Source organism: Nocardiopsis terrae (assembly GCF_014651695.1).
Lineage (GTDB): Bacteria > Actinomycetota > Actinomycetes > Streptosporangiales > Streptosporangiaceae > Nocardiopsis > Nocardiopsis terrae.
Genome location: NZ_BMXJ01000006.1, coordinates 205,405 through 231,873, shown reverse-complemented (window position 1 = coordinate 231,873; position 26,469 = coordinate 205,405). Strand labels below are relative to the sequence as shown.

Sequence of the window (26,469 nt, the reverse complement as noted above, 5' to 3'; positions counted from 1 at the left end):
GCCTCGACCGCCCCCCACGCGCGCAGGGCCCCCGCGGTCCGCACCAGGCGGACTGCAGGGGCCCTCTCATCCGCGGCCCTGCGGCGACCGGCCGCGGTCAGCACCGGCAGCGGTCAGCGGCGCCTGCCCTGCCCGCCGCCGTAGCCCTCACCGCGCTCGAACTGCTGGCGCATCGCGGTGTCCTGCTGGCCCTGGTACTCCTCGGCCATCTGCTGCTGACGGGCGGCGGCCGCGGCCACCGACCCCTGAGCGTTCTCGAAGGCCTCCTGGGCCGCCGAAGCTCCCAGCGAACGGCCGGAGGAGCTGCCCCCGCCGTTCATGACCTGCGGCAGCAGCTGCGCGGTCAACAGAGTGGACAGCGCCGAACCGTCCCCGGAGCCGCCCTCGGTCTGCACCACGACCGGACGCGGCGCGTGCTCGGCCAGCACCGCGCCCACGTCCAGGCGGCGACGGGCCAGCTCGTACTCCAGCACCGCCCGGTTGTCGCGGTAGGCGGTGGCCAGGCGCCGCTGGGCCTTGGCCTCGTTCTCGGCCGCGACCAGGTCGGCCCGACCGCGCGTCTCGATCTCGTACCGCACCCGCTGGGCCTCGGTCTCCTGTTCCTCCAGCATCTGCGCGACGTCCTTGCGCGCCTTGTTCAGGGAGGCGTTGACCTCGACGATCTTGGCGTCGCGGGTCTTCTTGGAGCGCTCGATGTCCATCAGCAGGGTGTCGATGCGGCGCTTGCGCGTGAGCTCCCACTCCTGCTCGTAGGCGACCAGCTCCTTGGCGACCCGCTCCCGGGTGGCCAGGTGCTGCTGGTACTGGCTGGGCAGCTGCACGTCCGGGATGTTGCAGCCGGTGATGGTCACGCCGTACTTGTGCAGCTGGGCGTTGAGCAGGCTGCGCATGTCCTCCACGTTCGAGCCGCGCAGGTCGTAGGCGGACTCGGTGTTGACCATGCGGCTGCGCTGGCGGATGGCGTCCTGCACCGCGCTGGAGAGCACCAGGTCGAAGTTGCTCGCACCGATGACGGTGACGAACCGGTACGGCTCCTCGATCCGGAACTTCAGGAAGAACTCGATCGACTTCAGCGGCACGTTCTCACGTGTCGGGCAGGCCAGGACCGGCGCGGTGTAGGGGATCTCCGTGCGGGTGTCCACCACGAAGTCCACACGCGACCACGGGTGCCACAGGTAGTGGCGGCCCGGACCGATGCTCTTGGCGAAGGCCCCGTACTTGGTGAGGATGCCGGTGGTGCCCTCCTCGATCTCCACGATCGAACCGCGCCACCACCACAGGCCGGCGGCCAGCACGCTGAGCACACCGACCATCAGGGTCGGCACCGCCAGGACCCCGTAGGCCACGCCGGCCAGACTGCCGCCGAACGCGACGTTGAGCGACATCATCAGCGCGGAGGTGATCGCGAACAGGCCGAACCAGACCAGGACGGTCCAGCGCAGGCCGCGGTTGTCGCGCGGGATGACGACCGGCACGATCGCGCCCTGGTCGCCGCCGCGCAGCAGACCGGCGAGGTCGCTCCACGAGGCGAGGGACTCCTTGATGTTGGAGCCGCCGCCGGGGTTGAAGGACTCACTCATCTACTGACCTCCCGGGTTCTGGCCCTCGGAGCCGCCCTGCGACCACGGGGGCGGCGGTGCGTCGTCCGGGGCGGACGCCTGGGGCTGCTCGTCCTCCGGAGCGGCGTCGGAGATGCGCTCGTCGATGGAGTCGTCGCTCACCGACTGGCGGATCTCCTCCACCAGGTCCTCGCCCGGGTCCTCCGCGGAGGGGCGGCGACGCTCCTCGGCCTCGTCCTCGATGAGGGCGTTGATCTCCTGCTCGCGCTCCGAGATACGGGCTTTGATCTCACCCAGGCGCTCACGGATCGCGGACATGTCCTCGTCGGAGAACAGGGCGGCGTCGGTCTGGCCGATGATCTCCTGGGCGATGCGCAGGTAGTCGACGCTGGCACCGTCGCCCGAACCGATCCGCAGCACCTGGGGAAGGCTGTCGGCGACCGCCTCCAACTTGTCCAGGAGGTTCTCCCGGAAACGGTAGTTGAGGATCTCCGGGGCCTCGGCGGCGCTGACCGCGCGGATGTCCAGGGCCTGGGCCTGGAGGAGCGCGGCGTTGGCGTTGGCCTCGGACTCGGCCTCCACGAAGCGCTGGCGGGCGGTGGCGCGTGCCCGGTTGGTCTCGCGCTCCAGGGCGGTGTCCATCTGCGCCTGGTACTGGGCGATGTCGGCCTGGATCGCGGAGAGCGTCTCGTTGAGGGTGGCGAGTTCCTTGTTCAGGTCACCCTCGTTCTGTTCCTTGCGCAGCTGGAGCTCGTACTCGAAGGTGTAGGCGTCCTTGGCCACCCGCACCATCTCCGGCGCCGCCAGGTCCATCCGGTACTCCTGGCTGGAGGGCTCGGCGTGGGTGATGTTGGCACTGGTGAGGACGACGATGCCGCCGAACTGCCGGTTGAGCTGGTCGAGGAGGACCTGGGTGCTCTCGCCGACCATGTCGTAGATCGCCGAGGCCTCCTGCTCGTAGATGAGGCTTCGGGTGGTCTCGCTGATGGCGTTGTTGAGCTTCTCCTGGAAGCCCGGGACACCGCCCAGGGTGTAGACGAAGTCCGTGGCGTTCTCGATCTTGAACTGCACGAACAGGTCGACGGAGGCCTGGACGCCGCTCTTGGTGGGAGCGGAGCGGATCGGCGCGTTGAAGGGGTACTCGCGCGTGGTGTTGACGATGTAGGAAACGCGCTTCCAGGGGTTGAACAGGGTGACCCTGCCCGGTTGGAAGAGGTTCTCCATCTTGCCGAACCGGGTGACGATGGCCTGGCAGCCCTCGGGAACCATGACCATGCCCTGGCGCCACCACATGAAGGCGCTGACACCTGCGGTGATGACCCAGTAGTGGACGCCGAAGAACGGGTTCAGCAGCGGGTTCGCACCGGTGGCCAGAGCCGTGGCCGACACGACCGAGAACCCGACGACACCGATGACCACCAGGGCGATCGCCGGGAGCATGGTGACGAAGGTGCGGCCCCGGGGGATGACCATCGGGCAGATGACGTGGACGGGGCCGCCGCTGCCGCGCTCGTAGTAGCTGCTGTTGAGGGCCTCGCCCGCGTTGCTGAGCGAGGTGGTCTTCTGCTCGATGCGGGTGTCGACGGAGGCGCCCTGTTCGCGTGCCGCGACGAAGTCCCGCGGATCGAGACCGCCCTCCGAACTCTGACCGGATCGCTGGCCGGACCCCTGGTCGGTGGCCTGGCCCGCGGCCTGTTGGACTGCGTCGGACACGGCCTGGCGCGGATCGCCCCCCTGGGCTACCGCACCGGCCGCGCCGCGCACGGTCTGCGCGAACGACATAGGCATGCACTCCTTGCGACGGAAGATCGGAACTATGGGCTTCGACGTCGCGTACTGTGTGCCGGTTCCGGCCCGGAACAGGAACGACGCACGAAAAAGCAGTAGTGGTCTGCGTCTAGCCTGTCACGGACCCCGACCGAAACCCAGGGGCCGTTTCCCGAGCGTGACGCGGAGTCGGCCGCGCGGTGACCGCGGCCCCGGCCGGTTCCCGGCTCGGAACACGCGTGCCGGATGGCGCCCCGCCCGGGGCGGGGCTAACGTCGGACCCACCGAACCACACCGAACGGGGAGTTCCCGATGCCCGCAGTACCCGGTGCCGTCCTGACCACGGCCGGTCTGATCGGCGGCTACTCGGTGGCCCGCGCCACCGGGAACCGGCCCCTGGGCGGCGCGGTCCTGGCCGGGTTCGGCGCCGCGGCCTTCGAGACCGCGCGCCGCCGCTCCGGGCTGGGCGCGGCGGCCGCGCTGACCGGCGTGTACGTGGCCGCCTTCGGCCTGTCGCACCCGCTGGCCGGGAAGGTCGGTCCCTGGCCCGCCGTCCTCGGAGTGACCGCGGCGACAGCCGCCGTGGCCGTCGCCTCGCAGGACCGTTCGCGGAGCTGACGGCGGGGCGGGGCCGGCGGCGTGCCCGGCACGGCCCCGCCGGCCCGGGGCCGGTCTCAGCTGCCGTGGATGTAGGCCTCCAGCTGGGCGCGGTCGTCCTCCAGCACGCTCAGACGGCTCTTGACGAGGTCGCCGATGCTGACGATCCCCGCCAGCCGCCCGTCGGAGACCACGGGGACGTGCCGGAAACGGCGCGTCGTCATGTGTTCACTGACCTCCTCGACGGAGTCCTCCGCGGTACAGGTGACCACGTCGGAGGTCATGATGTCGGAGACGGGGGCGGTCAGGAGCTCCGGACCCCGGCGCTCCAGGTGACGGACGACGTCGCGTTCGGAGACGATACCGACGAGGGTTCCGTCCCCGGTGGCGACGACGATGGCGCCGATGTTGTGACGGGCGAGTTCGGTGAGCAGTCGCGCGACGGTCGCCTCCGGGGGGACGCTCACCACCTCCGGGCCCTTGGCTCGGAGGATCGCGGCTATCAGCATGGGACCACCTTCCGCTGGCTGGCGCCGGGTGCCGAAGGATTACCCGCTTCCCTCCCCCGCCAACCACAGGTGTGGACCACAGCGGTCTCCCCGGGGCGGCGCACCGCCCCGGGGACGCCTACTGGCGCAGTGCACTTATTCAGAGGGTGCGGTATTCCCCGAGCCGCCCGACCAGCCGCCCTCGATCCAGTACCGCTGAAGCCTGCCCACCGCCTCCTCCTTGCTCATCTCCGCGATCTCGGTCTCGTCAAGACCGAGTTTGGAGATCAGCAAGTGGACGAGATCTGCGGGCAAAGCCTCCGAAGGTGGCGCGGGCACGCCCCGATCGGGAACGACTCCGTCCCGGGCACATGCCCAGAACGTGGCTTCGTCGACCTCGAGCTGGTCCCGGAGGATATGCGCCCACATACTCTTGCCGTAGTCGGTCCGATCCGCGGGCCGAGATACCCGGGTCCTCAGGATCCGGCTGTCCGGCAGGCCCAGCTCGTACGTGATGTGATGGGTTCCCGTGCCTCCGCGGGCGTTTCGTACCGGCCGCCACCCTTCCGTCCTACAGAAACTGTCGTGATCCTCACGTGCAGGCCGCGGCCAGGTCACCGGGCCTCACCCACCAACCAGTCGCGCAACTGCTCATCATCACTGAGGCTGATCAGCTGGACGAGACCCCAGTTATCGCTGTGGTTGGGCGCGTCGAGCAGGTGGTCCTGCCAGTCCTCCGCGTACTCCCGGAGGGCGTCAACCATTTCAGTGAGGGCCTCGCCGAAGGAGACTCCGTCTGCGGCGACGGGCAGTCCCGGGATGAAGACGGACCACCCTCCGGCCTCAGGCACCACCTGCGCACAGGACGGCGTAGCCCTCGCGAGGTAGCGGCGCAGTCTCTCGACGTCCAGGACGGCGGTTCTGGCCGACTCACGGCGCACCGTGGCGACCCGGCCGCTCTCCGCCGCATCCAGAAGTGCCTTGAGGTGCGTGCGGGCTTCGGTGTAGCTGTCGTAGTGCACGGTTGTCATGGCAGTACCTCCATCTGGGCGCACTTCCAGACTGCCATGACCAGGCAAGTACGTCAAGTACGTCACGTACTTACCCTATCGGCAGAGGAGTCTGAGACGCCCAGGTCGAGACAGCATGGAGCCCACCCCCTGAGGAAGCGAGGACCTGCGGGGTGGCAGGCCCTCGCTCCACGATGCCCCCTTGGAAAGGTGCCCGGGATCAGCTGCAGCCGCTGGTGGCGCCGCAGCCCTCGCAGGCGTAGCAGCTGCCGGCGGGCCGCATCCTGGTGCCGCAGGTGATGCACAGCGGGGCGTCGGCCATGAAGCCCTCGGCCCGCGGCGCCTCGGCGGCGGGCTCGCTCCGCTCCCGGCGCGGGGTGTCCGGAGCCGGTCCGGCGGAGCCCGCGGACTGTGCGTACGACTCGACCTGGGCGGCGATCTGGGCCGGGTCCTCCCCGTTCAGCCTGGCCTCGCGCTCGGAGGCGGACAGCACCCCCAGGGCGGCCCGCTCCTCGTAGGGCAGGTGGTCCAGGGCCAGTCGGCGGAAGATGTAGTCGACCACGGACTGCGCCATCCGGATGTCCGGGTCGTCGGTCATCCCCGCCGGGTCGAAGCGCATGTTGGTGAACTTCTCCACGTAGGTCTCCAACGGCACCCCGTACTGGAGGGCGATGGAGATCGCGATGGAGAAGGCGTCCATGACCCCGGCCAGGGTCGAACCCTGCTTGCCGAGCTTCAGGAAGACCTCGCCGAGGCCGTCGTCCGGGTAGGACCCGGCGGTGATGTAGCCCTCGGCGCCGCCCACGGAGAACGAGGTGGTCTCGCTCGGGCGCTTCTTGGGCAGGCGGCGCCGGACCGGACGGGCCGCCTGGACGGCCGCGGGCGTCTCCTCGGCCGCGCTCTCGGTCCTGCCGGCGGACAGCGGCTGGCCGACCTTGCAGTTGTCGCGGTAGACGGCCAGGGCCTTGAGGCCCAGGCGCCAGCCCTCGTGGTAGATGTGCTCGAAGTCGGCGACCGTGGCCTCCTCGGGCACGTTCACCGTCTTGGAGATGGCCCCGGACAGGAAGGGCTGCACCGCGGCCATCATGCGCACGTGGCCCATGGGCTGGATGTAGCGGCGCCCCATCGCGCAGTCGAACACCTCGTAGTGTTCGGGCCGCAGGCTCGGTGCGTCCTCCACGTGCCCGTTCTCCGCGACGTACTCGACGATCGCCTCGATCTGCTCGTCCTGGTAGCCCAGGTTGCCCAGTGCCCGTGGGATGGCCCGGTTGACGATCTGCATGGATCCGCCACCGACCAGCTTCTTGTACTTGACCAGCGAGAAGTCCGGCTCGATCCCGGTGGTGTCGCAGTCGAGCATGAAGCCGATCGTCCCCGTGGGCGCGAGGAGGCTGGCCTGGGCGTTACGCCAGCCGTGGCGCTCACCGACCTTGAGGCACTCGGCCCACTCGACGGTGGCGGCGGCGTGGATCGGCTTCTCCAGGGCGCCGACGGTACGCAGGTCGTCGTTGGCCGCGGCGTGCTTGCGCATCACGCGCTTGTGGGCCTTCTCGTTGCGCCCGTACCCCTCGTAGGGGCCTACGACCCCGGCCAGTTCGGCGCTGCGGCGGTAGGCGGCACCGGTCATCAGCGAGGTGACAGCGGCGGCGACCGCGCGGCCCCCGTCGGAGTCGTAGGCGTGGCCGGTGGCCATGAGCAGGGCGCCCAGGTTCGCGTAGCCGATGCCCAGTTGGCGGTAGCCGCGGGTGGTCTCGCCGATGCTCTCGGTCGGGAAGTCGGCGAAGGTGATGGAGATGTCCATCGCCGTGATGACCATCTCGGTGAGCCTGGTGAAGTTCTCGACGTCGAAGGTGTCGTCCTCGCGCAGGAACTTCAGCAGGTTGATCGAGGCGAGGTTGCAGGAGGAGTCGTCCAGGGACAGATATTCACTACATGGGTTACTTGCGCTGATTCGTCCGGTTTCAGGGTTGGTGTGCCAGTCCTGGATGGCCCCGTCGTACTGGATGCCCGGGTCCGCGCACTCCCAGGCGGCCCTGGCCATGCGGTGGAAGAGGTCCTTGGCGTCGACGGTGGCGATGACCTCACCGGTGGTGCGGGAGGTCAGGCCGAACTCGGAGCCGGTCTCGACGGCGCGCATGAAGGCGTCGGAGACCCGGACGGAGTTGTTGGCGTTCTGGTACTGGACGCTGAACATGTCGTCACCGCCGAGGTCCACGTCGAAACCGGCGTCGCGCAGGGCACGGATCTTGTGCTCCTCGCGGGACTTGGTCTCGACGAAGTCCTCGATGTCGGGGTGGTCGACGTCCAGCACGACCATCTTGGCCGCCCTGCGGGTGGCGCCGCCGGACTTGATGGTCCCGGCCGAGGCGTCGGCCCCGCGCATGAAGGAGACGGGCCCGGAGGCGTTGCCGCCGGAGGAGAGCAGCTCCCTGGAGGAGCGGATACGGGACAGGTTCACACCCGCGCCGGAGCCGCCCTTGAAGATGAGCCCCTCCTCCTTGTACCAGTCGAGGATCGACTCCATGCTGTCGTCGACGGAGAGGATGAAACATGCGCTGACCTGGGCACTGGCCGAGGTTCCGACGTTGAACCAGACCGGTGAGTTGAAGCTGAAGAACTGGTGGGCCAGGGCGTACTTCAGTTCGTGGTCGAAGACCTCGGCGTCCTCCTCGGAGGCGAAGTAGCCGTGGGCGCGCCCGGTCTCGGTGTAGACGCCGACGACGCGGTCGATGAGCTGCTTGAGGCTCCACTCGCGCTCGGGGGTGCCGACGGCGCCGCGGAAGTACTTGCTGGCCACGATCTGGGTGGCGTTCACCGACCAGGAGGCGGGGAACTCGACACCGCGCTGCTCGAAGTTGACGGTGCCGTCACGCCAGTTGGTCATGACGACGTCGCGGCGTTCCCACTCGAGGGTGTCGTAGGGGTGCGTGTCCGCGGTCGTGAAGACCCGCTTCAGCTTCAGACCCTTGCGCGGGCCCTTGCCCTTGCGTCCCGTGGGACCACTCGTGGTTTCCGTCATGGCGGCGACTCTCCGAAGTGCTGTTCGTGCGCGGACCTGCGGTGGCCGCGCGGGTGTCCTTGCTGTCGCAGCGGCCCCGGACGGTTCGGTGAACGTCCGGTCCGTCAGGGGGTGGTGTCGACCGTGGGCCTGGACGCCTGCGGGGCGGCCTCGTCCTCGTCCTCGTCCTCGCGGTCCCTGCGCAGGCTCGCGATCTCGGCCTCGAAGTCGGCCAGGCTCTCGAAGCCCCGGTAGACGCTGGCGAAGTGCAGGTAGGCGACCTCGTCCAGGTCCCGCATCGGCCCGAGGATGGCCAGGCCGATCTCGTGGGCCGGCACCTCGGCCACCCCCCTGCCCCGGATCTCCTCCTCGACCTGCTGGCCGAGCTTGGCGAGGGCGTCCTCGGAGACGGGGCGGCCCTGGCAGGCCCGGCGCACCCCGGCGATGATCTTGGTGCGGCTGAAGGGTTCGGTGACCCCGGAACGCTTGGCCACCATCAGCAGGACGGTCTCCTGGGTGGTGAAGCGGCGTTCGCAGACGGGGCAGGACCGGCGGCGGCGGATGGCCGCACCGTCATCGGTGGACCTGCTGTCGATCACCCGGGTGTCCGGATGGCGACAGAACGGACAGTGCATCCCGGTTCACCTGGCTTCCCTCTACCCGACCAACAACCCTCAAGGTCTACTTAACCACAATTTCTGGACCACGGCCCCCTGAGCGACACCAGATGTTGTGGTCGAACCTAGAGGCCCGCCGGAAGGCCCGCAAGCTTGGCGACGGCGTGTCCGGCGAACGGTCCGCTTCCGGACGGCGGGGCGGCGCACGGGTTCCCGGCGCGGGCGGGGCGGGAGGGGGGCGCTGGACGCCGATCCCAAGGATAAGGGCGTCGGAGCAGGAGGTCCCCCGACGCCGCGCCCCGGCGCGGCACGGGCTCCCCCGGCACCGGCCCCACCTGGTGTCGGCGGTACGCGGCACCGCGGACACGAGACGAACCCCATACCCGGAACGGCCCGCCGGGACCGGTTCCGCGCACCTCTTCCCGCATTCGGGGGACAACGACGGGTGAACACGTGTACACACATAAGCGAAGGGCATCAGAAACGGGTCGCGAAAACACAATGGGATATCCACACGTCCTCGAACGCTTGTTTGATATCACCGTGTGCAACGACTAATGTTGACCCTGATTTCACGCCGGTTTCGCCGTCACGTGGACCACCAGGTCGGCGCGGTCGCGGGCCGGTACTGGCCAGACGATCAGGCCCTGACCGAACCGAACGCCGAGGAGGCCCGGCCGTGCCGGAGGAGAATCCCGGAGCCGTCGGCTCCGGACCCACCACCGTTCTTTCGCCTGTGGGTGACACGGGTGCAGCCACGCCCGAAGCCCCCAAACTCACAGCACGCCAGCAGAGCGTTCTGCACTGCATCCAGCGGTACGTCCGGGACCACGGTTACCCGCCGTCCATCCGGGAGATCGGCGACTCGGTCGGCCTGTCCAGCCCGTCCAGCGTGGCGCACCAGCTCAAGGTGCTCCAGCGCAAGGGCTACCTGTACCGCGACCAGAACCGGCCGCGCGCGGTGGAACTGCGCACGCCGGGACGTGACTCCGCGCAGGCCGTGCCGCCGGATGAGCTCACCGCCGGTCCCGCACGGGCCGCCTCGGTCCCGCTGGTCGGGCGGATCGCCGCCGGCGGCCCGATCCTGGCGGAGGAGGCGGTCGAGGACATCCTCGCCCTGCCCCGCCAGCTGGTCGGCGAGGGCCAGCTGTTCATGCTCACCGTGGTCGGCGACTCGATGATCGACGCCGCCATCACCGACGGCGACCTGGTGGTGATCCGCCAACAGCAGGACGCCGAGAACGGGGACATCGTCGCGGCGCTGCTGGACGACGAGGCGACCGTGAAGGTGCTGCACCGCGAGCCGGACGGGCACGTCTGGCTGATGCCGCGCAACGACGCCTACGAGCCCATCAAGGGCGACGAGGCCACCGTCCTCGGCAAGGTCGTCACGGTCATGCGCCGGGTCTGACCCCTCTCCGGCTCCCACCCACGTCGGGGGCGGCCAGCGGGCCGATACGCTGAGGGCGTGTCGACACCTGCTTCCGCCCCCGCGCTCTCCCGGCGCACCGGCCGCCCCCGCACCGCGCTGGCCGCGGTGCTGGTCACCGGTGCTCTGATCGCAACCGCCTGTTCCCCCGACGACGACGGGCCGACCCTGCCCGGCGCGGTCGGGCACGAGCGGGAGGTCTCCTTCCACGGGGGCGGGTTCACCGTGCCCGGCACCTTCACCGCTCCCGCCCACACCGGTGACGAGGCCGTCCCCGGGGTGCTCGTCATCTCCGGCAGCGGCCCCACCGACCGGGACGGCAACAGTCAGACCCGTCCCGAAGCCGACACCAACCTCAATCTCGCCCGGGTCCTGAGCGGAGCGGGCGCGGCCTCTCTGCGCTACGACAAGTTCGGCAGCGGGGACCCCGCCGACATGGACGAGGCCGAACTGGAGGCCCTGGAAGAGCCGGTGGACCCGTCGGTCTACGACCAGCAGATGGCGGCCGCCTACGAGGAACTGGTCGCCCAGCCCGAGGTGGACCCCGAGCGCACCGTCATCCTGGGGCACAGCGAGGGCGCCCTGTTCGCCCTGCGCGCCCACGAGGTCCTCGACGCCGAACCCGCCCTCGTACTGGCCGCACCGCCCGGCACCCGCATGCTCGACCTCATCGACCGGCAGCTGACCGAACAGGTCCGTACCGGTGAGGCCCGGGGGGCGGTGGGCACGGCGGGGGCCGTCCAGATGCTCTCCGACACCCGGGCGGCCCGGGCGGCGATCCGCGGTGGCCGGGAACTGCCTCCGGGGGACGCCACCGGTCTGTTCAGTCCGGAGAACGAGGACTACCTCGCCTGGATCGACTCCTTCGACCCGGTGGAGCTGGCCTCGGAGCTGCCGTCCCGGACCCCGGTGCTGGTTCTGTGGGGCGAGGAGGACGCCCAGGTGAACGGTGAGGAGGTGGACCGGCTCATGACCGGTCTGAGCGACGCCGAGCGGGTGGACCTGCCCGGGGTCGACCACGTGCTGCGCGAGTACGACGACTCGCCGGGGGCCGCGGCGCCCGACGCCGACCGGCCCTTCTCATCCGGGGTCGCCCCGGCGGTCGAGGAGTTCCTCGACGGTCTGTGAAGTCTCCCCCGCGTGAACGCGGGGGCTTCCAGCTCAGGGTTTCCCATGCGGGTCGCCCTTCCGCTTCGGTTGACGCTTCGCGGGCCGTTGTCGGCCTCCACGTCCTGCCACGCCTCTTCCTTGCGCGGGTTCTCGAAGCGCTGCCTGTCGGGCGGCGTGGTCGATGTTGTGGGCGGCGTTGGTGTCGGCGTTCCCGACCCATCCGCAGATGGGGTTCTGGCAGACGAAGGACGCTTGGCTCTTGCGGTTCCTCACATCCGAGAACCCGCACCGGTGGCACCTTTGGGAGGTGTGCGGGGCGGGGACGACAACCACACGGCCGCCGCGTTCGGTGGTCTTATAGACCAGTTGGGCGTGGAGCTGGTGCCATGCCTCGCCCTGAATGGACCGGTTCAATCCGGCCTTTTGGGCGACGTTGCGTCCGGGCTTGTCGACGGTGCCGCGCGCGGAGCGGGTCATCCCGGCGACGTTGAGGTCTTCCAACCCGATGAGGCTGTAGGCGTCGGCGATGGCGCGGGTGGTCTGATGCTGCCAGTGCGACCTGCGCCGCGCGAAGCGGGCTCGCAGGGAAGCGATTTTGTCATAGGTGGCCGTGAGCCGGTTACTGGTCCTCTCACCCGGCTTTCTGGCCCGGCGCTGGCGTGCGGCCTTTCGTTCCAGGCGACGGAGCCGTTCGGTTTCCTTGAGACGCTCCCACCGGGCGTGGGTGTGGTGGGTGCCGTCCGACAGGGCGAGGGCCACCGCGATACCTCGGTCGATACCGACGGTGGGGCCGGGGTGGGGCACGGGGTCGGGCTGGTCCCAGTGGGTGCGCAGCACGATGTGCCACCCGTTGGCCTCCCGCACCAGACGGGCGCCGGTCACGGTCCCGGGGATGGTCCGGTGGGCGCGGAATCGGACCGTTCCGACTTTGGGGATCTTGAGGGTGGACCAGCGGCGGGACAGAGCGGTGATGTTCAGGTCCCGGCCCTGAGGGACGTCCACGCCCATCTTTGCTCGGATGCGGGACTTGAACCGGGGGGTTTCGGCACGCCCCTCCCAGCGGTTCACCCAGGATCGGTGGTACTGCTTCAACACCTGTTGGGCGGCTTGAGCGGGCAGAGCGGAAAGGAAGTCGATGTCCTTGCGGGCCTGTTTGATCACCGCGTCGGCGTCCTTCAAGGACACCCGCCGGTTCTCCGAGGCCATGGTCCACCACTCATGCAACAGGTTCCACAGGGCGCGGGCGGCGTGTGCCTGTCCGTCCAGCACCTGGACCTGTTCAGGGGTCGGGTACAGGCGGTGCTTGATACCGCGCTGGATCTCCACACCCACCCCCTTGCCCAACTCTCTTGGGTAAAGCTTACCCTACGCTGTTGGGTATGGAGTACTTGACGACCAAGGAAGCCGCTGAACTGCTCGGAGTGTCTGAGCGGACGGTCTACTACTACGCTCGGGACTACGACGACTTCCCCGAGCCGGACCGATTCGGTCGCACCCTCATGTGGCAGGGCGATCCACTGGAGGAATGGCGCCACAGACACCCCCTCAAGGAGCAACGCGATTCACCCCCGGCCTGAAGGCCGGGGCACTCTCGCTGACCTCCGGTGGTCGACCGCTCCCCTGCGCCGGCGGACCGTCCCGGCGCGACCGGCCACGCCCGGTGGGAGACCGCCCCGGGGCGGGCGCGGTCATTCGGGTTCGGGCAGTTGGTCGACGACGGCGCGCGCGAGGCGTTCGGCCTCCTCCGCGGCGAGGTCGCCGTCGACCGAGTCAACGGCGTCGTAGTCGGTGGCGGCCGTGTAGCAGGACTCCAGGTACAGGTTGGAGACCCGCACGGCGACGCATCCGACCTCGAAGGCGCCCTCCTCGACCCAGGTGAGGGCCTCGTCGCCCAGGTCCTCGACCGGCTGGGGGTCGCTGCGCTCGGCGGTGGCGCGCATGGTCTCCGACGCGTTCTCCTCACCGCCCTCGACCGGGGCGGCGATCAGGACGAGGGTGGCGGCGGCCGGAACGGACTCCCCCGCCCCCTCGGGGGTGGCCCACCGGCACTGCCAGCCCGTACCGAAGGAGTCCTGGACGGTGCCGACGGTCTCCTCGATCTCGGTCTCGTAGCCGGGCACGAGTTCCGCCAGGGCCTCCGTCTCCCCGATCTCGCACTCGGGTGCCGCTTCGAAGTCGCCGCTCTCCACGCCGTTGTGCAGGAAGTACCAGCCGAGCCAGCCGGCGAGGCCCAGCACGGCCAGGACGAGGACGGCGAGGAGACCGATGGCCAGGCCCCGGCTCTGCGGCGGGGCGGCCCCGGGGTCCTCGGGGGCGGGGCCGCCGGGAAAGGCCGCGCTCACAGGGCCTCCCCGAGCAGCTCGGCGAAGGCCACGGTGGTCTCGCGTGCCTCCTCGAAGGGGACGGGGTCACCGCCGCCGACCCCGCTGTAGGAGACGCGGACGAGGAGGTTGTCGGTGCGGAAGGCGAGTTCGGCGGTTCCGGGGACCTGGCCGCGCCACACCTGGCCCTCGGTTCCGGACCCCAGGACGGCCTGTTCGCCGCGCGGGGGGACCACGGCCGCCTGCGCGCGGGAGGCCGACTCCTCACCGGTGACGACGGGTTCGGCGGAGGCGTCGGTGAAGCGGGCGGACAGGTTGACGCGCAGGACGCCCTGCCCCTCGTCGGTCTGCCCGGCCGAGGTCCACACGCACACCGTGCTCTCGCCGCCCGGCAGGGGACCGTTCCCGGACGACTCCAGGACGGCCTCGGGCAGGGCCCGGGCGATCGCTTCCTCGGGGACCACACCGCACCCGGGCGCCGCGGTGTGGGCGTCAGCGCCCCGTGGTTGGTCGGGGTCGTCCCCGGCGAACCAGAGTCCTCCTGCCACCGCGGCGGCGGAGACCGCCGCCGCGCCCGTACCGATGATCACAGCCCGCACCCAGGGTCGGAGTCCACCCGTCGCAGAGCCCACCCGGCCACCGCCTCCCAGTCAGTTGTCACGCCAACGGTAGGGGGCGGCGGCCGCGGTCGCGACCACCGCCCCGCGAGAGGTGTCAACCGACGACGATGTTCACCAGCTTGGGCGCCCGGACGACGACCTTGCGGACCGTCCTGTCCCCGATGAAGCTCTGGGCCTTCTCCGAGGCCAGGGCCAGGCGCTCCAGCTCGGCGGGGTCGATGTCGGGGGCCACGGACAGCTTGTCGCGGACCTTGCTCTGGACCTGGACCACGCAGGTCACGGACTCCTGGACCAGCAGCGCGGGGTCGGCCTCGGGCCAGTTCCCGACGGCGACGCTGCCGGTGCGGCCGAGCTTCTCCCAGCCCTCCTCCGCCACGTAGGGCGCGAACAGGGACAGGGCGACGGCCACGAACTCGGCGGCCTCGCGGACGGCCGGGTCGGCGGCGCCGGGACCGGAGTCGATGGCCTTGCGCACGGCCGAGACCAACTCCATGCAGCGGGCGATGGCGACGTTGAAGCGCTTGTCCTCGACCAGGGCGGTGATCTGCTCGATGCTGCGGTGGGTGACGCGGCGCAGTTCGGTGTCCCCGGCGGCCGGGTCGGCGCCGGGGGCGCTGGCCGCACCGGCCTCGTTCATCGCCCGGTAGGCGCGGTTGAGGAACTTCTGCGCGGCGACCACGGACACGTCCGCCCAGTCGACGTCCTCCTCGGGCGGGGAGGCGAACAGCATGGTCAGGCGGACCGCGTCGACTCCGTAGAGGTCGATCTCCCGGCCCAGGTCGACACCGTTGCCCAGGGACTTGGACATCGCCCGGCCCTCGTTGATGACCTGGCCCTGGTTGGTCAGGCGGCGGAAGGGCTCGGTGAAGTTGAGCATGCCCATGTCGTACAGGACCTTGGTGAAGAAGCGTGCGTACATCAGGTGCAGGGTCGCGTGCTCCTTTCCGCCGATGTAGTGGTCGACGGGGCCCCACTTGTTGACCTCTTCGGTGTCGAAGGGGGCGGTGTCCAGGTGGGCGGAGACGTAGCGCAGGAAGTACCAGGACGAGTCCACGAAGGTGTCCATGGTGTCGGTGTCGCGTTCGGCCGGCCCTCCGCAGGACGGGCAGTCGACGCGGACCCAGTCCTCGGCGGCGGCCAGCGGCGAGATGCCCTTGGGCGCCAGTTCGGCGCCCTTGAGGTCGGGCAGGGTGACCGGCAGCTGGTCGTCGGGGACGGGGACCTCGCCGCAGGAGGGGCAGTGGATGATCGGGATCGGGGTGCCCCAGTAGCGCTGGCGGGACAGCAGCCAGTCGCGCAGGCGGTAGTTGACCGTGGCCTCGCCGGTACCGCGCTCACGCAGGATCCCGATGATGCGTTCGATGGCCTCGGTCTTGGACAGGCCGTCCAGCGGGCCGGAGTCGCGCAGGGTTCCCTCGCCCGCGGTGGCGACGCCGGTCTCGGCGGGGTCGGGCTCGCCGGTCTCCACCACGACCCGGACCGGCAGGTCGAAGGCCAGGGCGAAGTCCAGGTCGCGCTGGTCGTGGGCGGGCACCGCCATGATGGCGCCGTGGCCGTATCCGGCCAGGACGTAGTCGGCGGCCCAGACGGGCATGCGCTCGCCGTTGACGGGGTTGACCGCGTACCGGCCCAGGAACACGCCGGTCTTGGGGCGCTCGGTGGTCTGGCGTTCGATGTCGGACAGCTTGGCGACGTCGGTGCGGTAGGCCTCGAAGGCCTCGCGCTGTTCGGGCGCGCACAGCTCGTCGGCCAGGTCGGCGTCGGCGGCCACCACGAAGAAGGTGGCCCCGTACAGGGTGTCGGGCCGGGTCGTGTAGACGGTGACCGGGCGGTCGCGGCCCTCGATCTCGAAGTGCACGTCTGCGCCGGTGGAGCGGCCGATCCAGTTGCGCTGCATGGCCAGGATCTCGTCCGGCCAGCGGCCGCCGTCCAGCTGGTCCATGTCGTCCAGCAGGCGCTGGGCGTAGTCGGTGATCTTGAAGTACCACTGGTTCAGGGCGCGGCGCTCGACGTCCGCGCCGCAGCGCTCACACCTGCCCTGCACGACCTGTTCGTTGGCCAGCACGGTCTGGTCCTGGGGGCACCAGTTGACCAGGCCGTCCTTGCGGTAGGCCAGGCCGCGCTCGAAGAAGCGGGTGAACAGCCACTGGTTCCACCTGTAGTACTCGGGGTCGCTGGTGTGCAGGCGGTGCGACCAGTCCAGGGCCAGGCCGTAGCGGCGCATCGAGGCGGCCTGCGTCTCGATGTTGGCGTAGGTCCACGCGTGCGGGTGCGCGTCGTTCTTGATGGCCGCGTTCTCGGCGGGCAGCCCGAAGGAGTCCCAGCCGACCGGGTGCAGGACGTTGTCACCGCGCTGGAAGCGGTAGCGGCCGATCACGTCGCCGATGGCGTAGGCCTCGGCGTGGCCCATGTGCAGGTCGCCGGAGGGGTAGGAGAACATGTCGACGATGTAGGAACGGGGCCGGTCGTCCGCCGGGTCCTCGTTGGCCTCGAACGGGAGTTCGGCGGCCCAGCGCGCCTGCCACTTGTCCTGGAGGGCGTGGGCGTCGTAGGTGTCGCCCGTCGTCTGGTCGCCGTCTACCGCTGTCATCGCTGAAATTTCCTTAGCCGGGTCCGGGTGTGTCGCCTTCAGGTTAGCGGCTGCGGCACCCGGTGGAGGACCGCTTTTCCACGGGCCGGGACCGGCGCCTGTCACGGAGGGTGACGGAAATGCCGGTGATTTCACGGGCCCCTCGCCTCTGCACACCGACCGCCTGGTTTGTTACTCTGCCGTAAAAGTGGCGCAGAACACGCGGCCCAGGTCACACCTGGTTCGTTTCGCCTGTCTGGATTCACTTGCCTGCGGGAGGCCCCCATGTTCAACCTGTCCGTGCTTCTCGAAGACGGCGCCCGATCCGCACCCGAGAAGGAGTGCCTGGTCTTCGGCGAGACCCGGCTCAACTACGCGATCACCGACATGATCGCCAACCAGGTCGCGAACCTGCTGGTCTCCAGGGGCATCCGGCCCGGCGACCGGGTCGCCCTGGCCAGCCCCAACCTGCCGTACTTCCCGTTCGTGTACTTCGGCGCGCTCAAGGCGGGCGCCGTGGTCGTTCCGCTGAACGTACTGCTGACCCCGCGCGAGATCGCCTACCACCTGGAGGACTCCGGCGCGAAGGCCGTCTTCGCCTTCACCGGCAGCCCCGAACTCCCGCTGGGGCAGCGCGCCTACGAGGCCTTCAACCAGGTGGACACCTGTGAGACCTTCGTGGACATGCCCGCCGCCGCGGGAGCCACCGAGTCCACGATCGAGGGCGCCCAGACCCTGTGGGCGGCCCTCGACGGCCAGCCGGGCACCTTCGAGACCGTGCAGTCGAGCGCCGACGACACCGCGGTCATCATCTACACCAGCGGTACGACCGGTAAGCCCAAGGGCGCCGAGCTGAGCCACAACAACCTGATGATGAACGCCGTCGTGGCCTCCAGCCTGGTCAACCCGCACCCGGACGGCCGCGACGTCGCCCTGACCGTCCTGCCGCTGTTCCACATCTTCGGCCAGACGGTGATGCTCAACGCCGCCCTGTACCGCCACGCCACCATGGTCCTCATGCCGCGCTTCGACGGTGACCAGGCCCTGGAACTCATGCAGAAGGAGGGCGTCACCGGCTTCGCGGGCGTGCCCACCATGTACTGGGGCCTGCTCAACGCCGCCCAGAACGCCGAGCCCGGCAAGTACGACCTGGAGAGCATCGCGAGCAACGTCGTCGACGCCGTCTCCGGCGGTTCGGCCCTGCCCGGCCAGCTCGCCGAGGACTTCACCAAGCTCTTCGGCGTGGGCATCAAGGAGGGCTACGGCCTGTCCGAGACCTCCCCCGTCGCCTCCTTCAACAATCCCGCCACCGGCGCCAAGACCGGCTCCATCGGCCGCCCGGTCTGGGGGGTCGAGATGAAGCTGATCGACCCGGAGTGGAACGAGGTCGTCAAGGAGGGCGACGGTGACCCCGTCGGTGAGATCGCGATCCGCGGCCACCTGATCATGAAGGGCTACCACAACCGCCCCGAGGTCAACGCCGAGGTCCTCAAGGACGGCTGGTTCCGCACCGGGGACATCGCCCGCCGCGACGAGGACGGCTTCTACTTCATCATCGACCGCTCCAAGGACATGATCATCCGCGGCGGCTTCAACGTCTACCCGCGTGAGGTCGAGGAGGTCCTGATGACCCACGAGGCGGTCAGCCTGGCCGCGGTGGTGGGCGTCCCCCACGACACCCACGGTGAGGAGATCAAGGCGTTCGTGATCCTCAAGGACGGCTCCGAGGCCACCGCCGAGGACATCACCTCGTTCGCCCGGGAGCGGCTGGCGGCGTACAAGTACCCGCGTGAGATCGAGTTCCGCACCGAGCTGCCGATGACCTCCACCGGCAAGATCCTCAAGCGCGAGCTGCGCGACTCCTAGGCCCCGGCCCGGGCGCGTCCCGGACCCGGACGGTCCCGGCCGCGCAGGAGGGGGCCGCCCGCGGGCGGCCCCCTCCGCCGTGCCGGCGGGGCTAACCCTTGACCGCGCCCTGGGAGAGCCCGGCCACCAGCCAGCGCTGGACGAGGACGAAGAACACCATCACGGGGATGGTGATGATCGTGGAGGCCGCCATCACGTGACCCCAGTCGTTGGCGTACTGGCCGAAGAACTGGCGCAGGCCCACCGCGACCGTGTAGTTCTCGCTCTGGGTCATGAAGGTCAGCGCCAGCACGAACTCGTTCCACGCCACGATGAACGAGAAGATCGCCGTGGCCACCAGGCCCGGGGCCACCAGCGGGAACAGCACCCTCCAGAACATCTGCGGCCAGGAGGCGCCGTCGATGTAGGCGGCCTCCTCCACCTCCCTGGGGACCGCCGCCACGAAGCCGCGCATCATCCAGATCGCCAACGGCAGGGACAGCGCCACGTAGACGATGCTCAGGCCCAGCACGGTGTTGAGCAGCTGGAGGTCGCGCACCTGGATGAACAGCGGGATGACCAGCGCCTCCAGGGGCACCATCTGCACGACGAGGATCATCACCAGCACCGCGGTGCGGAACCTGAAGCGGAAGCGCGCCACCGCCACGGCCGCCAGCATCGACAGCACGCACGCGAAGGCCACCGTGATCCCGGCGACCGTCAGCGAGTTGCGCAGGTACAGGCCGAAGTTGCCCTCGGTCATGACGTACACGAAGTTGTCGAGGGTGGGCGAGGTCGGCAGCAACGCCCCGCCACCGGAGGTCGTGCTGGACGAGAAAGCGCTGACCAGCATGAAGTAGACCGGGAAGAGGGTGAAGAGCAGGATCGCGCCGACCCCGGCGGCCCTGCCCAGGAGGCGGCCCGCCCGGAGCCTGCCGCCCCGGCGCCGGGATGCGCGAAGCTGTGTCCGCCACTCGGCCCCGGTCAGGCCGGGGGCCCTCTCAGCGGTGTGCGTGTCCAACGGACCTCCTCGTGGGCGAAGGGGCCGTACGGGGCTCCCCGGCGGCCGTCGGGGCCCGGTCCGGGAGAGCGGCGGCGGCCCCGCCGGAGCGGCGGGCGGCGGGGCGTGCCCCCACCGGGCATGCCCTAAAATCCTCCTCGATCGGACGGGCGCGGAACGGGAACGGGTGATGGAGAGCGTGAACGACCCTGCCGCGCCCTCCCCCACCGAGGTCATCACCGCCTGGATCCCGCACGACGCCCGGTTCCGCGACAGCGCGGTCCGGCACGCCCTGCGGGACGCCAGCGGCCGACGGCTCCACGTGTACGTCGACAGCCTGGTCAACCAGGACAACGATGACGGGAGGCCGCTGAGCGACTACGACCTGCGCACCATGGCCGCGGTCCGCGAGGACCTGGACCGTCGTTCGCTCACCTCGGTGGACTGGCGGGCGGTGCGGGAGAAGCTGGTCCCCGACCCGGGCTGAGCCCGATCCCCGGGGCTGGGGGAACGCCGGTGTGCTGACGGCCGGTGTGCTGCGGAGCTGGTGCGGCCGGGTCATCTCAGCTCGTCCTCCCGGAACATCGCGCGCAGGTACAGGACGGTCACTCCCAGGAGCAGCAGCGTGAGCATGGCCGCGATGGCCGAGCCCGTACCGAAGTCGTTCTGGCCGAAGGAGCGCACGTAGGCCCACACGCCCAGGTTGAGCATCTGGGACCCCCCGACGTCACCGCCGGGCATCAGGTAGATCTGCGCGAACACCTTGAAGTCCCAGATGGTCGACAGCACCGTCACGACCGCGAACACCGGGCGCAGTGTGGGAAAGGTGACGTGCCAGAAGCGCTTCCAGGCCCCCGCGCCGTCGATCCGCGCCGCCTCGTGCAGTTCCCCGGGCACGGTGAGCAGTCCGGCCAGGACCGTGACGGCCACGAACGGGAATCCGCTGTGCACGATGTTGAGCGTGACGATCGCGTAGAACCAGAACCGGTCGGCGAACCAGTTGTAGCCCGCGGGTTCGATCACGCCCAGGGCCTTGAGGCTCTGGGCCACGATCCCCTGGTCGACATCGAAGATCCAGATCCACACGTAGGTACCGCTGACCGCGGGCATCGCCCAGGCCACCATGATGCAGGAGACCACGACGACCCTGGTGACGGGTTTGAGGTTGGCCAGCAGCAGGGCGACGAGCGTCCCCAGGACCACCGTGGTGAGCACCGCGACCGCGGCGAACACGACGGTGTTGACCAGGACGACCCGCCACAGGTACGGGTCGGTCAGGAGCATGGCGTAGTTGTCGAGGCCGATGAAGTCCGACTCGCCGGAGACCAGGTTGCGGAGCTTGAAGTCCCGGAAGGACAGCCACCCGATCCGGAGGATGGGGAACAGCAGCAGGAGGCCGATGACCCCGAGCGGGGGGACGAGCAGCGCCCAGGGCAGGAGGGCGCGCCGCCTGCGCATGCCCAGGACCGGTGCCCGCCTCCCGCCTTCGGTCGGTCGGACCGGGGCGGTGAGGGGCAACTAACTGCCCTCGTTGAGGATGCGCTCGATGGCCTCCGCCGCGCTGTCGGTGGCCTCCTCGACGGTGGCGTTGCCGTTCAGGATGTCCTGGTGCATGCCGACGATGACGCCCTCGGCCTCGACCCGGGACCAGGCCGGGACGGCCGGGGTGCTGCGCCCGGCTTCCAGGAGCTGGGTGGCGAACGGCCGCACCAGCGGGTCCTCGGAGTCCGCGTACGCCTCGATCTCCGCGACACCCGCGGGGAAGAAACCGCTCTCCTGGCCCCAGCGCTCGAAGTACTCGCCGCTGGTGAGGAGGTCGACGTACTGCCAGCCGGCCTCCTCGTTGCCGGTGCCCTCGAACACCGACAGCAGGGACCCGCCGGCGAAGGAGTCGGTGTAGCCGCTCTCCTGGCCGGGCAGCACGAAGACGCCGAGCTTGTCCTCCAGGTCCGGGTTGGACTCGATGATGGCCTTGGGGTTGGAGCTGTTGGAGATCGCCATGATCGCCTGCTCGTCGGCGAGCGACTCCATGACGTCGATCTCGTTCCAGTTGACCGCGCCCGTGGTGGACAGACCGTCCTCCAGGGCCAGGCCGGTGAAGAACTCCACCCCGGCGCGCCCCTCCGCGGAGTTGACGGTGGAGGTCCAGGTTCCGTCGTCCTCCTGGACGGCGACCTCCCCGCCACCGCCCCAGATCCACGGCATGACCGAGTACTGGGCCGATCCGGGCACCGGGAAGGCGATCATGCCCTCCTCCGCCTCGGCGAGGTCGAGCGCGGTCCGGCGCAGCTCGTCCCAGTTCTGCGGCTCCTCCTGGCCGTGCTCGGCGAAGATGTCCCTGCGGTAGATGATGGAGCGGATGGAGGCGTACCAGGGCACGCCGTAGGCGGCGTCGTCGATGACGCCCATCTCGTACATCTCCTGCTGGAACCGGGAGGGGTCGTCGATGTAGCCGGACAGGTCGTGCAGGGCTCCGGCGTCGGCGAACTCCGGGGTGAAGGTGGTACCGAGCTCGATGACGTCCGGCGTGGTACCGCCCGCGATCGCCGTGGAGATCTTGTCCTGGGCGTCGGCCCACGGCACGAACTCGACGTCGACGTCGATACCGGCCTGTCCGGTGAAGGTGTCGTTGACCGCGTCGAAGAAGGCTGTGGCGTCCGGGTTGGTGCCCTCCATGATCCACACCTGGAGGCTGTCGGCGGACGTGTCACCGCCCCCGCCGCCGCATGCGGTCGCCGCAAGCGCCAGGGCCAGTGTGGCTGCGGGGAGGGGGACGTACTTGTGTGCTCGTCTGCGGGCCATCGGCTCGCCTCCCGTTCCTTTCGAGGGTCCCCTGAGGGTTGGTAGGAAACCTACGTAATGAACGGCGTCTTGTGAAGTAAACCACTGCGACTTGTGGCTGAGCCGTTAGGGCGTGTGCGGTGGAGGCCGTTCCTCAGCCGCTCAGGCCGGACACCTGGCGCAGGGTGGAGACGAGTTCGGCGCGCTTGTAGACGGCCAGCCCGATGGCGGCACAGAAGGCGGCGAGCATGTGCACGAACACCATCGGGTCGCCCTGGGCGAAGCGCTCCGCTGCCTCCTCCTCACCGACCGAGTGGGCCTCCCAGGCCGTGGAGACCGCGAACTCCAGCTCCGGCGGGAGCATCTCCGCGACGGTGCGGGCCACCGCTTCGCGGGAGTCGGCGGGCTTCCACACCACACCGGTCCCCTGGACCCGGCGGCCGAGGAAGGCCGCGATCACCCTGAGCTCGGAGTGCACGTCGTCGACGTCGTCCGCCGCCCGGGGGACCACCCGGTCCAGTTCCTCCCGGTTGTGGTCCGCGTAGGCGCTCACCAGAGCGATCGCGGTCTCCTTGACGTGGTCCGGCAGGTCGTTTCCGGGTGTCTGCTCGCCCTGGGGCGTGTTGTCGTCGGAGGACACGGGTGGGGTCCCTTCACGGTGCTGGGTGCGGACTCCCGGGCCCAGGGCCCGGGCGGTTCGTGCGGCGGTTCGGTGCGGGTGCTCGCGTCGTGGGACGCGTCGGCACCATGATGCCGTCTCGGGGCCGCCGTGTGGTGCAGGCCGGGGCGTGCGGGCGGGGGTGTCCGCGTCGCGCGAACACCCCCCCCGTGCGGTCGCCGTACCGGTTCGGGACGCGGCGGTCAGAAGTCCGGGCGCAGGGGCATGCGGGCGTCGGTACCGTCGAGCTTGGCCCCCAGGATCTGGTGGAGCTGCACGACGTCGCGCTCGAAGCCCAGGACGCACCCGGCCATGTAGAGCCGCCACACGCGCGCGGTGCCCTCGCCGACCTCGGCGACGGCCTCGTCCCAGTTGCGCTCCAGGTTGGCCCCCCAGTGGCGCAGCGTCAGGGCGTAGTGCTCGCGCAGGTTCTCCTGGTGGCGGATCTCGAACCCGGCGTCGTTCATCGCGGTCTGGATCTGCCCGGGTCCCTCCAACTCGCCGTCGGGGAACACGTACCGGTTGATGACGCCCTTGGTGTTCATGGGCTTCAGGTCGTTGCGGGGCCGGGTGATGCAGTGGTTGAGCAGCCGCCCTCCCGGCACCAGCTTGTCGTTGAGCGAGGCGAAGTAGGCGTCCAGGTTCCTCGCCCCGATGTGCTCGGTGAGTCCGATGGAGCTGATCCGGTCGAAGCTGCCGTCGGGCACGTCCCGGTAGTCCATGTACCGGATCTCGGCCAGGTCGGTCAGACCCTCCTGCGCGATCCGTTTGGCGCCCCACTCGGCCTGTTCCTTGGAGAGGGTCACCCCCACCGCCTTGACGCCGTACTCCCGGGCGGCGTGACGCACCATGCCGCCCCACCCGCAGCCCACGTCGAGCAACCGCATGCCCTCCGCCAGGCCCAGCTTGCGGGAGACCAGGTCGTACTTGCGGAACTGCGCGGACTCCAGGGCTCCGTCGAAGGCCTCCACCCGGTCCGGGGATCCGTCCTCCTCGTCGAAGACCGCACAGGTGTAGGTCATCGACGGCCCGAGGACCATCTCGTAGAACTCGTTGGACACGTCGTAGTGGTGGTGGATGACCTCGGCGTCCCGCTCCTTGGAGTGCCGCATCCCGCGGCCGAGCAGGGTGGCGGGCCGCATCTCCTGGGGCGGCGGTGCCACCCTGTTCACGAACTTGACCCAGCCGACCGAGCGGACGATCTCGAGGACGTCGCGGGCGGAGACGTTGACGCCCTCGGTGAAGACGAAGTCCGCCATCCGTCTGAGGGCGGTGTACATGTCGCCCTCCAGCTCCAGGTGGCCGGAGACGTAGGCGCGGGTCAGTCCGACGGCGTTGGGCGACTGGGCCAGGTAGTTGACGGCGACCGGGGTCCGCACGTTCAGCGTGACCTCGCTGTTGGGGTCCCCGGCGGTGCTGCCGTCGTAGGCGGTGAAACGGATCGGCGCGTCAGGGCCGACGACGCGCTCGAAGATCTCTGCAAGCCGCATGCTCTTGTTCCTTTCCCCTCTCGGATGCGGCCCGTGGCCATGGGTCGCCTCCCGGTGGTGGTGTCCGACTGCTCAGCGGTGGTGTCCGCCGGCCAGCGACGACTACTGGAGCCGGTGTCGACTGTTCAGCGGTTGCGTACGCACTTGGCGTACAGGTCCAGGAGCCGACCGTCAGGGTCGTACGCCTCCTTGAGGTGGTCGTAGGCGGTGCCGTTGTAGAGGTCCCAGAACTGGTCCTCGGTGTAGAAGGCGTCCGAGTACAGGGACTTGTGCCCGCCGAGCCGGGCGACCTCCTCCTCCACGCGGCGGTTGTGGTGGGCCCGGCGCTGGCCGGGTTTCATGTCGACCATTCCCCAGAACCCGAAGTTCACGTAGAGGCGGTCGTTCTCCAACGGGTACAGCGGCCAGACGTGTTCGTCCTCGGCCAGGCCCGGGCGGCGGGGTTCGCGCAGTCGCAGCGGGCACATCCACACCGGGGTCATGCCGACCTCCGCGTGGTAGAAGTCCAGGAACTCCGCGCCGCGCTCGATCCCCACCTCGACGTCCTGGATGAGCGGTTCCTGCGGGGGGCGTCCCCGGTAGTGGTTCAGGAGGCGGGAGAAGTCGGTGCGCCGATCCCAGGCGACCAGCCTGCGGTAGACGTCGGAGCGTTTGAGGGAGCGCGGCCACAGCGGTCGCACCAGCGGGTTCTGGGTACCGAAGGCGCGGGAGCACCAGAACCAGTCGGTGTCCCAGCGCCACAGGTAGTCCTGGGTGGTGAGGTAGTCGCCGGGCCCGACCGTCGCCCCGGACTCCGCGTATCGGGGGATGGAGCGGTAGTAGACGTCGTTCCCGGTGTAGTCACTGGTCCAGGGCGCGCAGTCGGTGAAGCGGGCCAGGGACAGGTAGAGCTCCCCGGGGCCGAAGGCGACCCCGTCCACGAAGTCGACGGGCTGCCCCTCGTGGGCCGCGTCGGCACAGATCCGGCCGAGGGCGTCCATCGCCTCGGCCGCGTCGTGGAACCTGAGGTGGCGCAGGTGCACGTAGGGGGAGACGGGTTCGAGTTCGATGCGCAGGCGGAGGCTGTAGCCGAGCGTCCCGTAGGAGTTGGGGAAACCGTGGAACAGGTCCCGGTGCTCGTTGTCCCGGGTGGCGGTGACGACCTCGCCCGAACCGGTGAGGATCTGCATCTCCTGCACCGACTCGTGCGGCAGTCCGTTGCGGAACGAGGAGGACTCGATGCCCAGACCGGTGACCGCCCCGCCCAGGGTGATGGTGCGCAGCTGCGGTACCACCATGGGCATGAGGCCGTGCGGAAGGGTCGCGGCGACGAGCTCCTCGTAGGTGGTCATGCCGCCGACGTCGGCCAGGCGCTCCACCGGATCGATGGAGATGACCCCGGAGAAGGCCGACACGTCCAGGGCGGGGGCCGAGGAGGGTTCGCGGAAACGGAAGAGGTTGGAGGTCGGCTTGGCCAACCGGACCGGGGATCCCTGCGGGAGCTCCCGGTACTCCCTGCGCAACCGTTGGACCGCCGCGATGTGCTCGGCGAGCCCTGACCCGGAGTTCACCTGCTGACCCGAAGTCGTACCGGGCTGTTTCGGAGTCATGTCGGATCCCCTGACTTTCTC

At 69.7% G+C, this 26,469-nt stretch carries 23 protein-coding genes; 6 read left to right on the top strand and 17 right to left on the bottom strand.

Features of this window, described 5'->3' with window-relative positions; translation table 11 throughout:
• Positions 1-113 precede the first annotated feature (113 nt).
• Both IE195_RS18165 and IE195_RS18160 read right to left on the bottom strand, forming a co-directional pair.
• Positions 114-1,580, bottom strand: a complete 1,467-nt coding sequence (locus IE195_RS18165) for an SPFH domain-containing protein (RefSeq protein WP_191273042.1) — start codon at positions 1,578-1,580, stop codon at positions 114-116.
• Complete coding sequence (locus tag IE195_RS18160; RefSeq protein ID WP_191273713.1) at positions 1,581-3,341, bottom strand: SPFH domain-containing protein; 1,761 nt, start codon at positions 3,339-3,341, stop codon at positions 1,581-1,583.
• A 297-nt stretch (positions 3,342-3,638) separates the two neighbouring features.
• On the opposite strand from IE195_RS18160, the gene IE195_RS18155 reads away from it, so the two are divergent.
• Positions 3,639-3,944 carry a hypothetical protein gene (locus tag IE195_RS18155; RefSeq protein WP_191273040.1) on the top strand — a complete coding sequence of 102 codons (306 nt, stop codon included), beginning with the start codon at positions 3,639-3,641 and terminating at the stop codon, positions 3,942-3,944.
• A gap of 56 nt (positions 3,945-4,000) precedes the next feature.
• Here IE195_RS18155 and IE195_RS18150 read toward each other — a convergent pair whose 3' ends face one another.
• The 5 genes from IE195_RS18150 to nrdR all read right to left on the bottom strand — a co-directional run bounded on the left by IE195_RS18150 (position 4,001) and on the right by nrdR (position 9,054).
• The gene (locus IE195_RS18150) at positions 4,001-4,432 is read right to left on the bottom strand and encodes a CBS domain-containing protein (protein WP_191273038.1); all 432 of its coding nucleotides are present in this window, start codon (positions 4,430-4,432) and stop codon (positions 4,001-4,003) included.
• A gap of 135 nt (positions 4,433-4,567) precedes the next feature.
• Positions 4,568-4,705: a hypothetical protein gene (locus IE195_RS26290; RefSeq protein ID WP_225942359.1), complete on the bottom strand. Its 138-nt coding sequence runs from the start codon at positions 4,703-4,705 to the stop codon at positions 4,568-4,570.
• Positions 4,706-5,025: 320 nt separating this feature from the next.
• On the bottom strand, positions 5,026-5,442 hold the full coding sequence (locus IE195_RS18140) for a type II toxin-antitoxin system HicB family antitoxin (protein WP_191273033.1): 417 nt from the start codon (positions 5,440-5,442) through the stop codon (positions 5,026-5,028).
• Between the two features lie 199 nt (positions 5,443-5,641).
• Positions 5,642-8,440: a vitamin B12-dependent ribonucleotide reductase gene (locus IE195_RS18135; RefSeq protein ID WP_191273031.1), complete on the bottom strand. Its 2,799-nt coding sequence runs from the start codon at positions 8,438-8,440 to the stop codon at positions 5,642-5,644.
• Between the two features lie 104 nt (positions 8,441-8,544).
• Positions 8,545-9,054 (bottom strand): transcriptional regulator NrdR, encoded by a 510-nt coding sequence (gene nrdR, locus IE195_RS18130; RefSeq protein ID WP_191273029.1) that lies wholly within the window; start codon positions 9,052-9,054, stop codon positions 8,545-8,547.
• A gap of 718 nt (positions 9,055-9,772) precedes the next feature.
• On the opposite strand from nrdR, the gene lexA reads away from it, so the two are divergent.
• Both lexA and IE195_RS18120 read left to right on the top strand, forming a co-directional pair.
• Positions 9,773-10,447, top strand: coding sequence for a transcriptional repressor LexA (gene lexA, locus IE195_RS18125; protein WP_229826286.1), 675 nt, complete (start codon positions 9,773-9,775; stop codon positions 10,445-10,447).
• 57 nt (positions 10,448-10,504) lie between these two features.
• Positions 10,505-11,593, top strand: a complete 1,089-nt coding sequence (locus IE195_RS18120) for an alpha/beta hydrolase family protein (RefSeq protein ID WP_191273025.1) — start codon at positions 10,505-10,507, stop codon at positions 11,591-11,593.
• Between the two features lie 33 nt (positions 11,594-11,626).
• On the opposite strand, the gene IE195_RS18115 is transcribed toward IE195_RS18120, so the two are convergent.
• Complete coding sequence (locus tag IE195_RS18115; protein ID WP_191273023.1) at positions 11,627-12,901, bottom strand: RNA-guided endonuclease InsQ/TnpB family protein; 1,275 nt, start codon at positions 12,899-12,901, stop codon at positions 11,627-11,629.
• Positions 12,902-12,954: 53 nt separating this feature from the next.
• Here IE195_RS18115 and IE195_RS18110 point away from each other — a divergent pair, with 53 nt between their 5' ends.
• Positions 12,955-13,152 (top strand): helix-turn-helix transcriptional regulator, encoded by a 198-nt coding sequence (locus IE195_RS18110; protein ID WP_191273021.1) that lies wholly within the window; start codon positions 12,955-12,957, stop codon positions 13,150-13,152.
• A 111-nt stretch (positions 13,153-13,263) separates the two neighbouring features.
• Here IE195_RS18110 and IE195_RS18105 read toward each other — a convergent pair whose 3' ends face one another.
• The 3 genes from IE195_RS18105 to leuS all read right to left on the bottom strand — a co-directional run bounded on the left by IE195_RS18105 (position 13,264) and on the right by leuS (position 17,106).
• Positions 13,264-13,917 (bottom strand): hypothetical protein, encoded by a 654-nt coding sequence (locus IE195_RS18105; protein ID WP_191273019.1) that lies wholly within the window; start codon positions 13,915-13,917, stop codon positions 13,264-13,266.
• Positions 13,914-14,486, bottom strand: a complete 573-nt coding sequence (locus tag IE195_RS18100; RefSeq protein ID WP_191273017.1) for a hypothetical protein — start codon at positions 14,484-14,486, stop codon at positions 13,914-13,916. The genes IE195_RS18105 and IE195_RS18100 overlap by 4 nt, the downstream gene beginning before the upstream one ends.
• Before the next feature lie 124 nt (positions 14,487-14,610).
• Positions 14,611-17,106, bottom strand: coding sequence for a leucine--tRNA ligase (gene leuS / locus IE195_RS18095; protein ID WP_191273016.1), 2,496 nt, complete (start codon positions 17,104-17,106; stop codon positions 14,611-14,613).
• A 264-nt stretch (positions 17,107-17,370) separates the two neighbouring features.
• Here leuS and IE195_RS18090 point away from each other — a divergent pair, with 264 nt between their 5' ends.
• Positions 17,371-18,951, top strand: coding sequence for a long-chain-fatty-acid--CoA ligase (locus IE195_RS18090; RefSeq protein ID WP_191273014.1), 1,581 nt, complete (start codon positions 17,371-17,373; stop codon positions 18,949-18,951).
• A 91-nt stretch (positions 18,952-19,042) separates the two neighbouring features.
• On the opposite strand, the gene IE195_RS18085 is transcribed toward IE195_RS18090, so the two are convergent.
• Positions 19,043-19,951 (bottom strand): carbohydrate ABC transporter permease, encoded by a 909-nt coding sequence (locus IE195_RS18085; RefSeq protein WP_191273012.1) that lies wholly within the window; start codon positions 19,949-19,951, stop codon positions 19,043-19,045.
• Positions 19,952-20,120: 169 nt separating this feature from the next.
• On the opposite strand from IE195_RS18085, the gene IE195_RS18080 reads away from it, so the two are divergent.
• Complete coding sequence (locus IE195_RS18080; protein WP_191273010.1) at positions 20,121-20,417, top strand: hypothetical protein; 297 nt, start codon at positions 20,121-20,123, stop codon at positions 20,415-20,417.
• 71 nt (positions 20,418-20,488) lie between these two features.
• Here the strand turns inward: IE195_RS18080 and IE195_RS18075 are convergent, their stop codons facing one another.
• The 5 genes from IE195_RS18075 to IE195_RS18055 form a co-directional block, all read right to left on the bottom strand.
• A complete protein-coding gene (locus tag IE195_RS18075) occupies positions 20,489-21,388 on the bottom strand; it encodes a carbohydrate ABC transporter permease (protein ID WP_191273712.1) in 900 nt (299 codons plus the stop codon).
• 60 nt (positions 21,389-21,448) lie between these two features.
• On the bottom strand, positions 21,449-22,732 hold the full coding sequence (locus tag IE195_RS18070; RefSeq protein WP_191273008.1) for a sugar ABC transporter substrate-binding protein: 1,284 nt from the start codon (positions 22,730-22,732) through the stop codon (positions 21,449-21,451).
• Between the two features lie 133 nt (positions 22,733-22,865).
• A complete protein-coding gene (locus IE195_RS18065) occupies positions 22,866-23,351 on the bottom strand; it encodes a hypothetical protein (RefSeq protein ID WP_191273006.1) in 486 nt (161 codons plus the stop codon).
• A 221-nt stretch (positions 23,352-23,572) separates the two neighbouring features.
• Positions 23,573-24,859 (bottom strand): SAM-dependent methyltransferase, encoded by a 1,287-nt coding sequence (locus IE195_RS18060; protein WP_191273004.1) that lies wholly within the window; start codon positions 24,857-24,859, stop codon positions 23,573-23,575.
• Between the two features lie 125 nt (positions 24,860-24,984).
• Positions 24,985-26,448, bottom strand: a complete 1,464-nt coding sequence (locus tag IE195_RS18055; protein ID WP_191273002.1) for an FAD-binding oxidoreductase — start codon at positions 26,446-26,448, stop codon at positions 24,985-24,987.
• Positions 26,449-26,469: the final 21 nt, after the last annotated feature.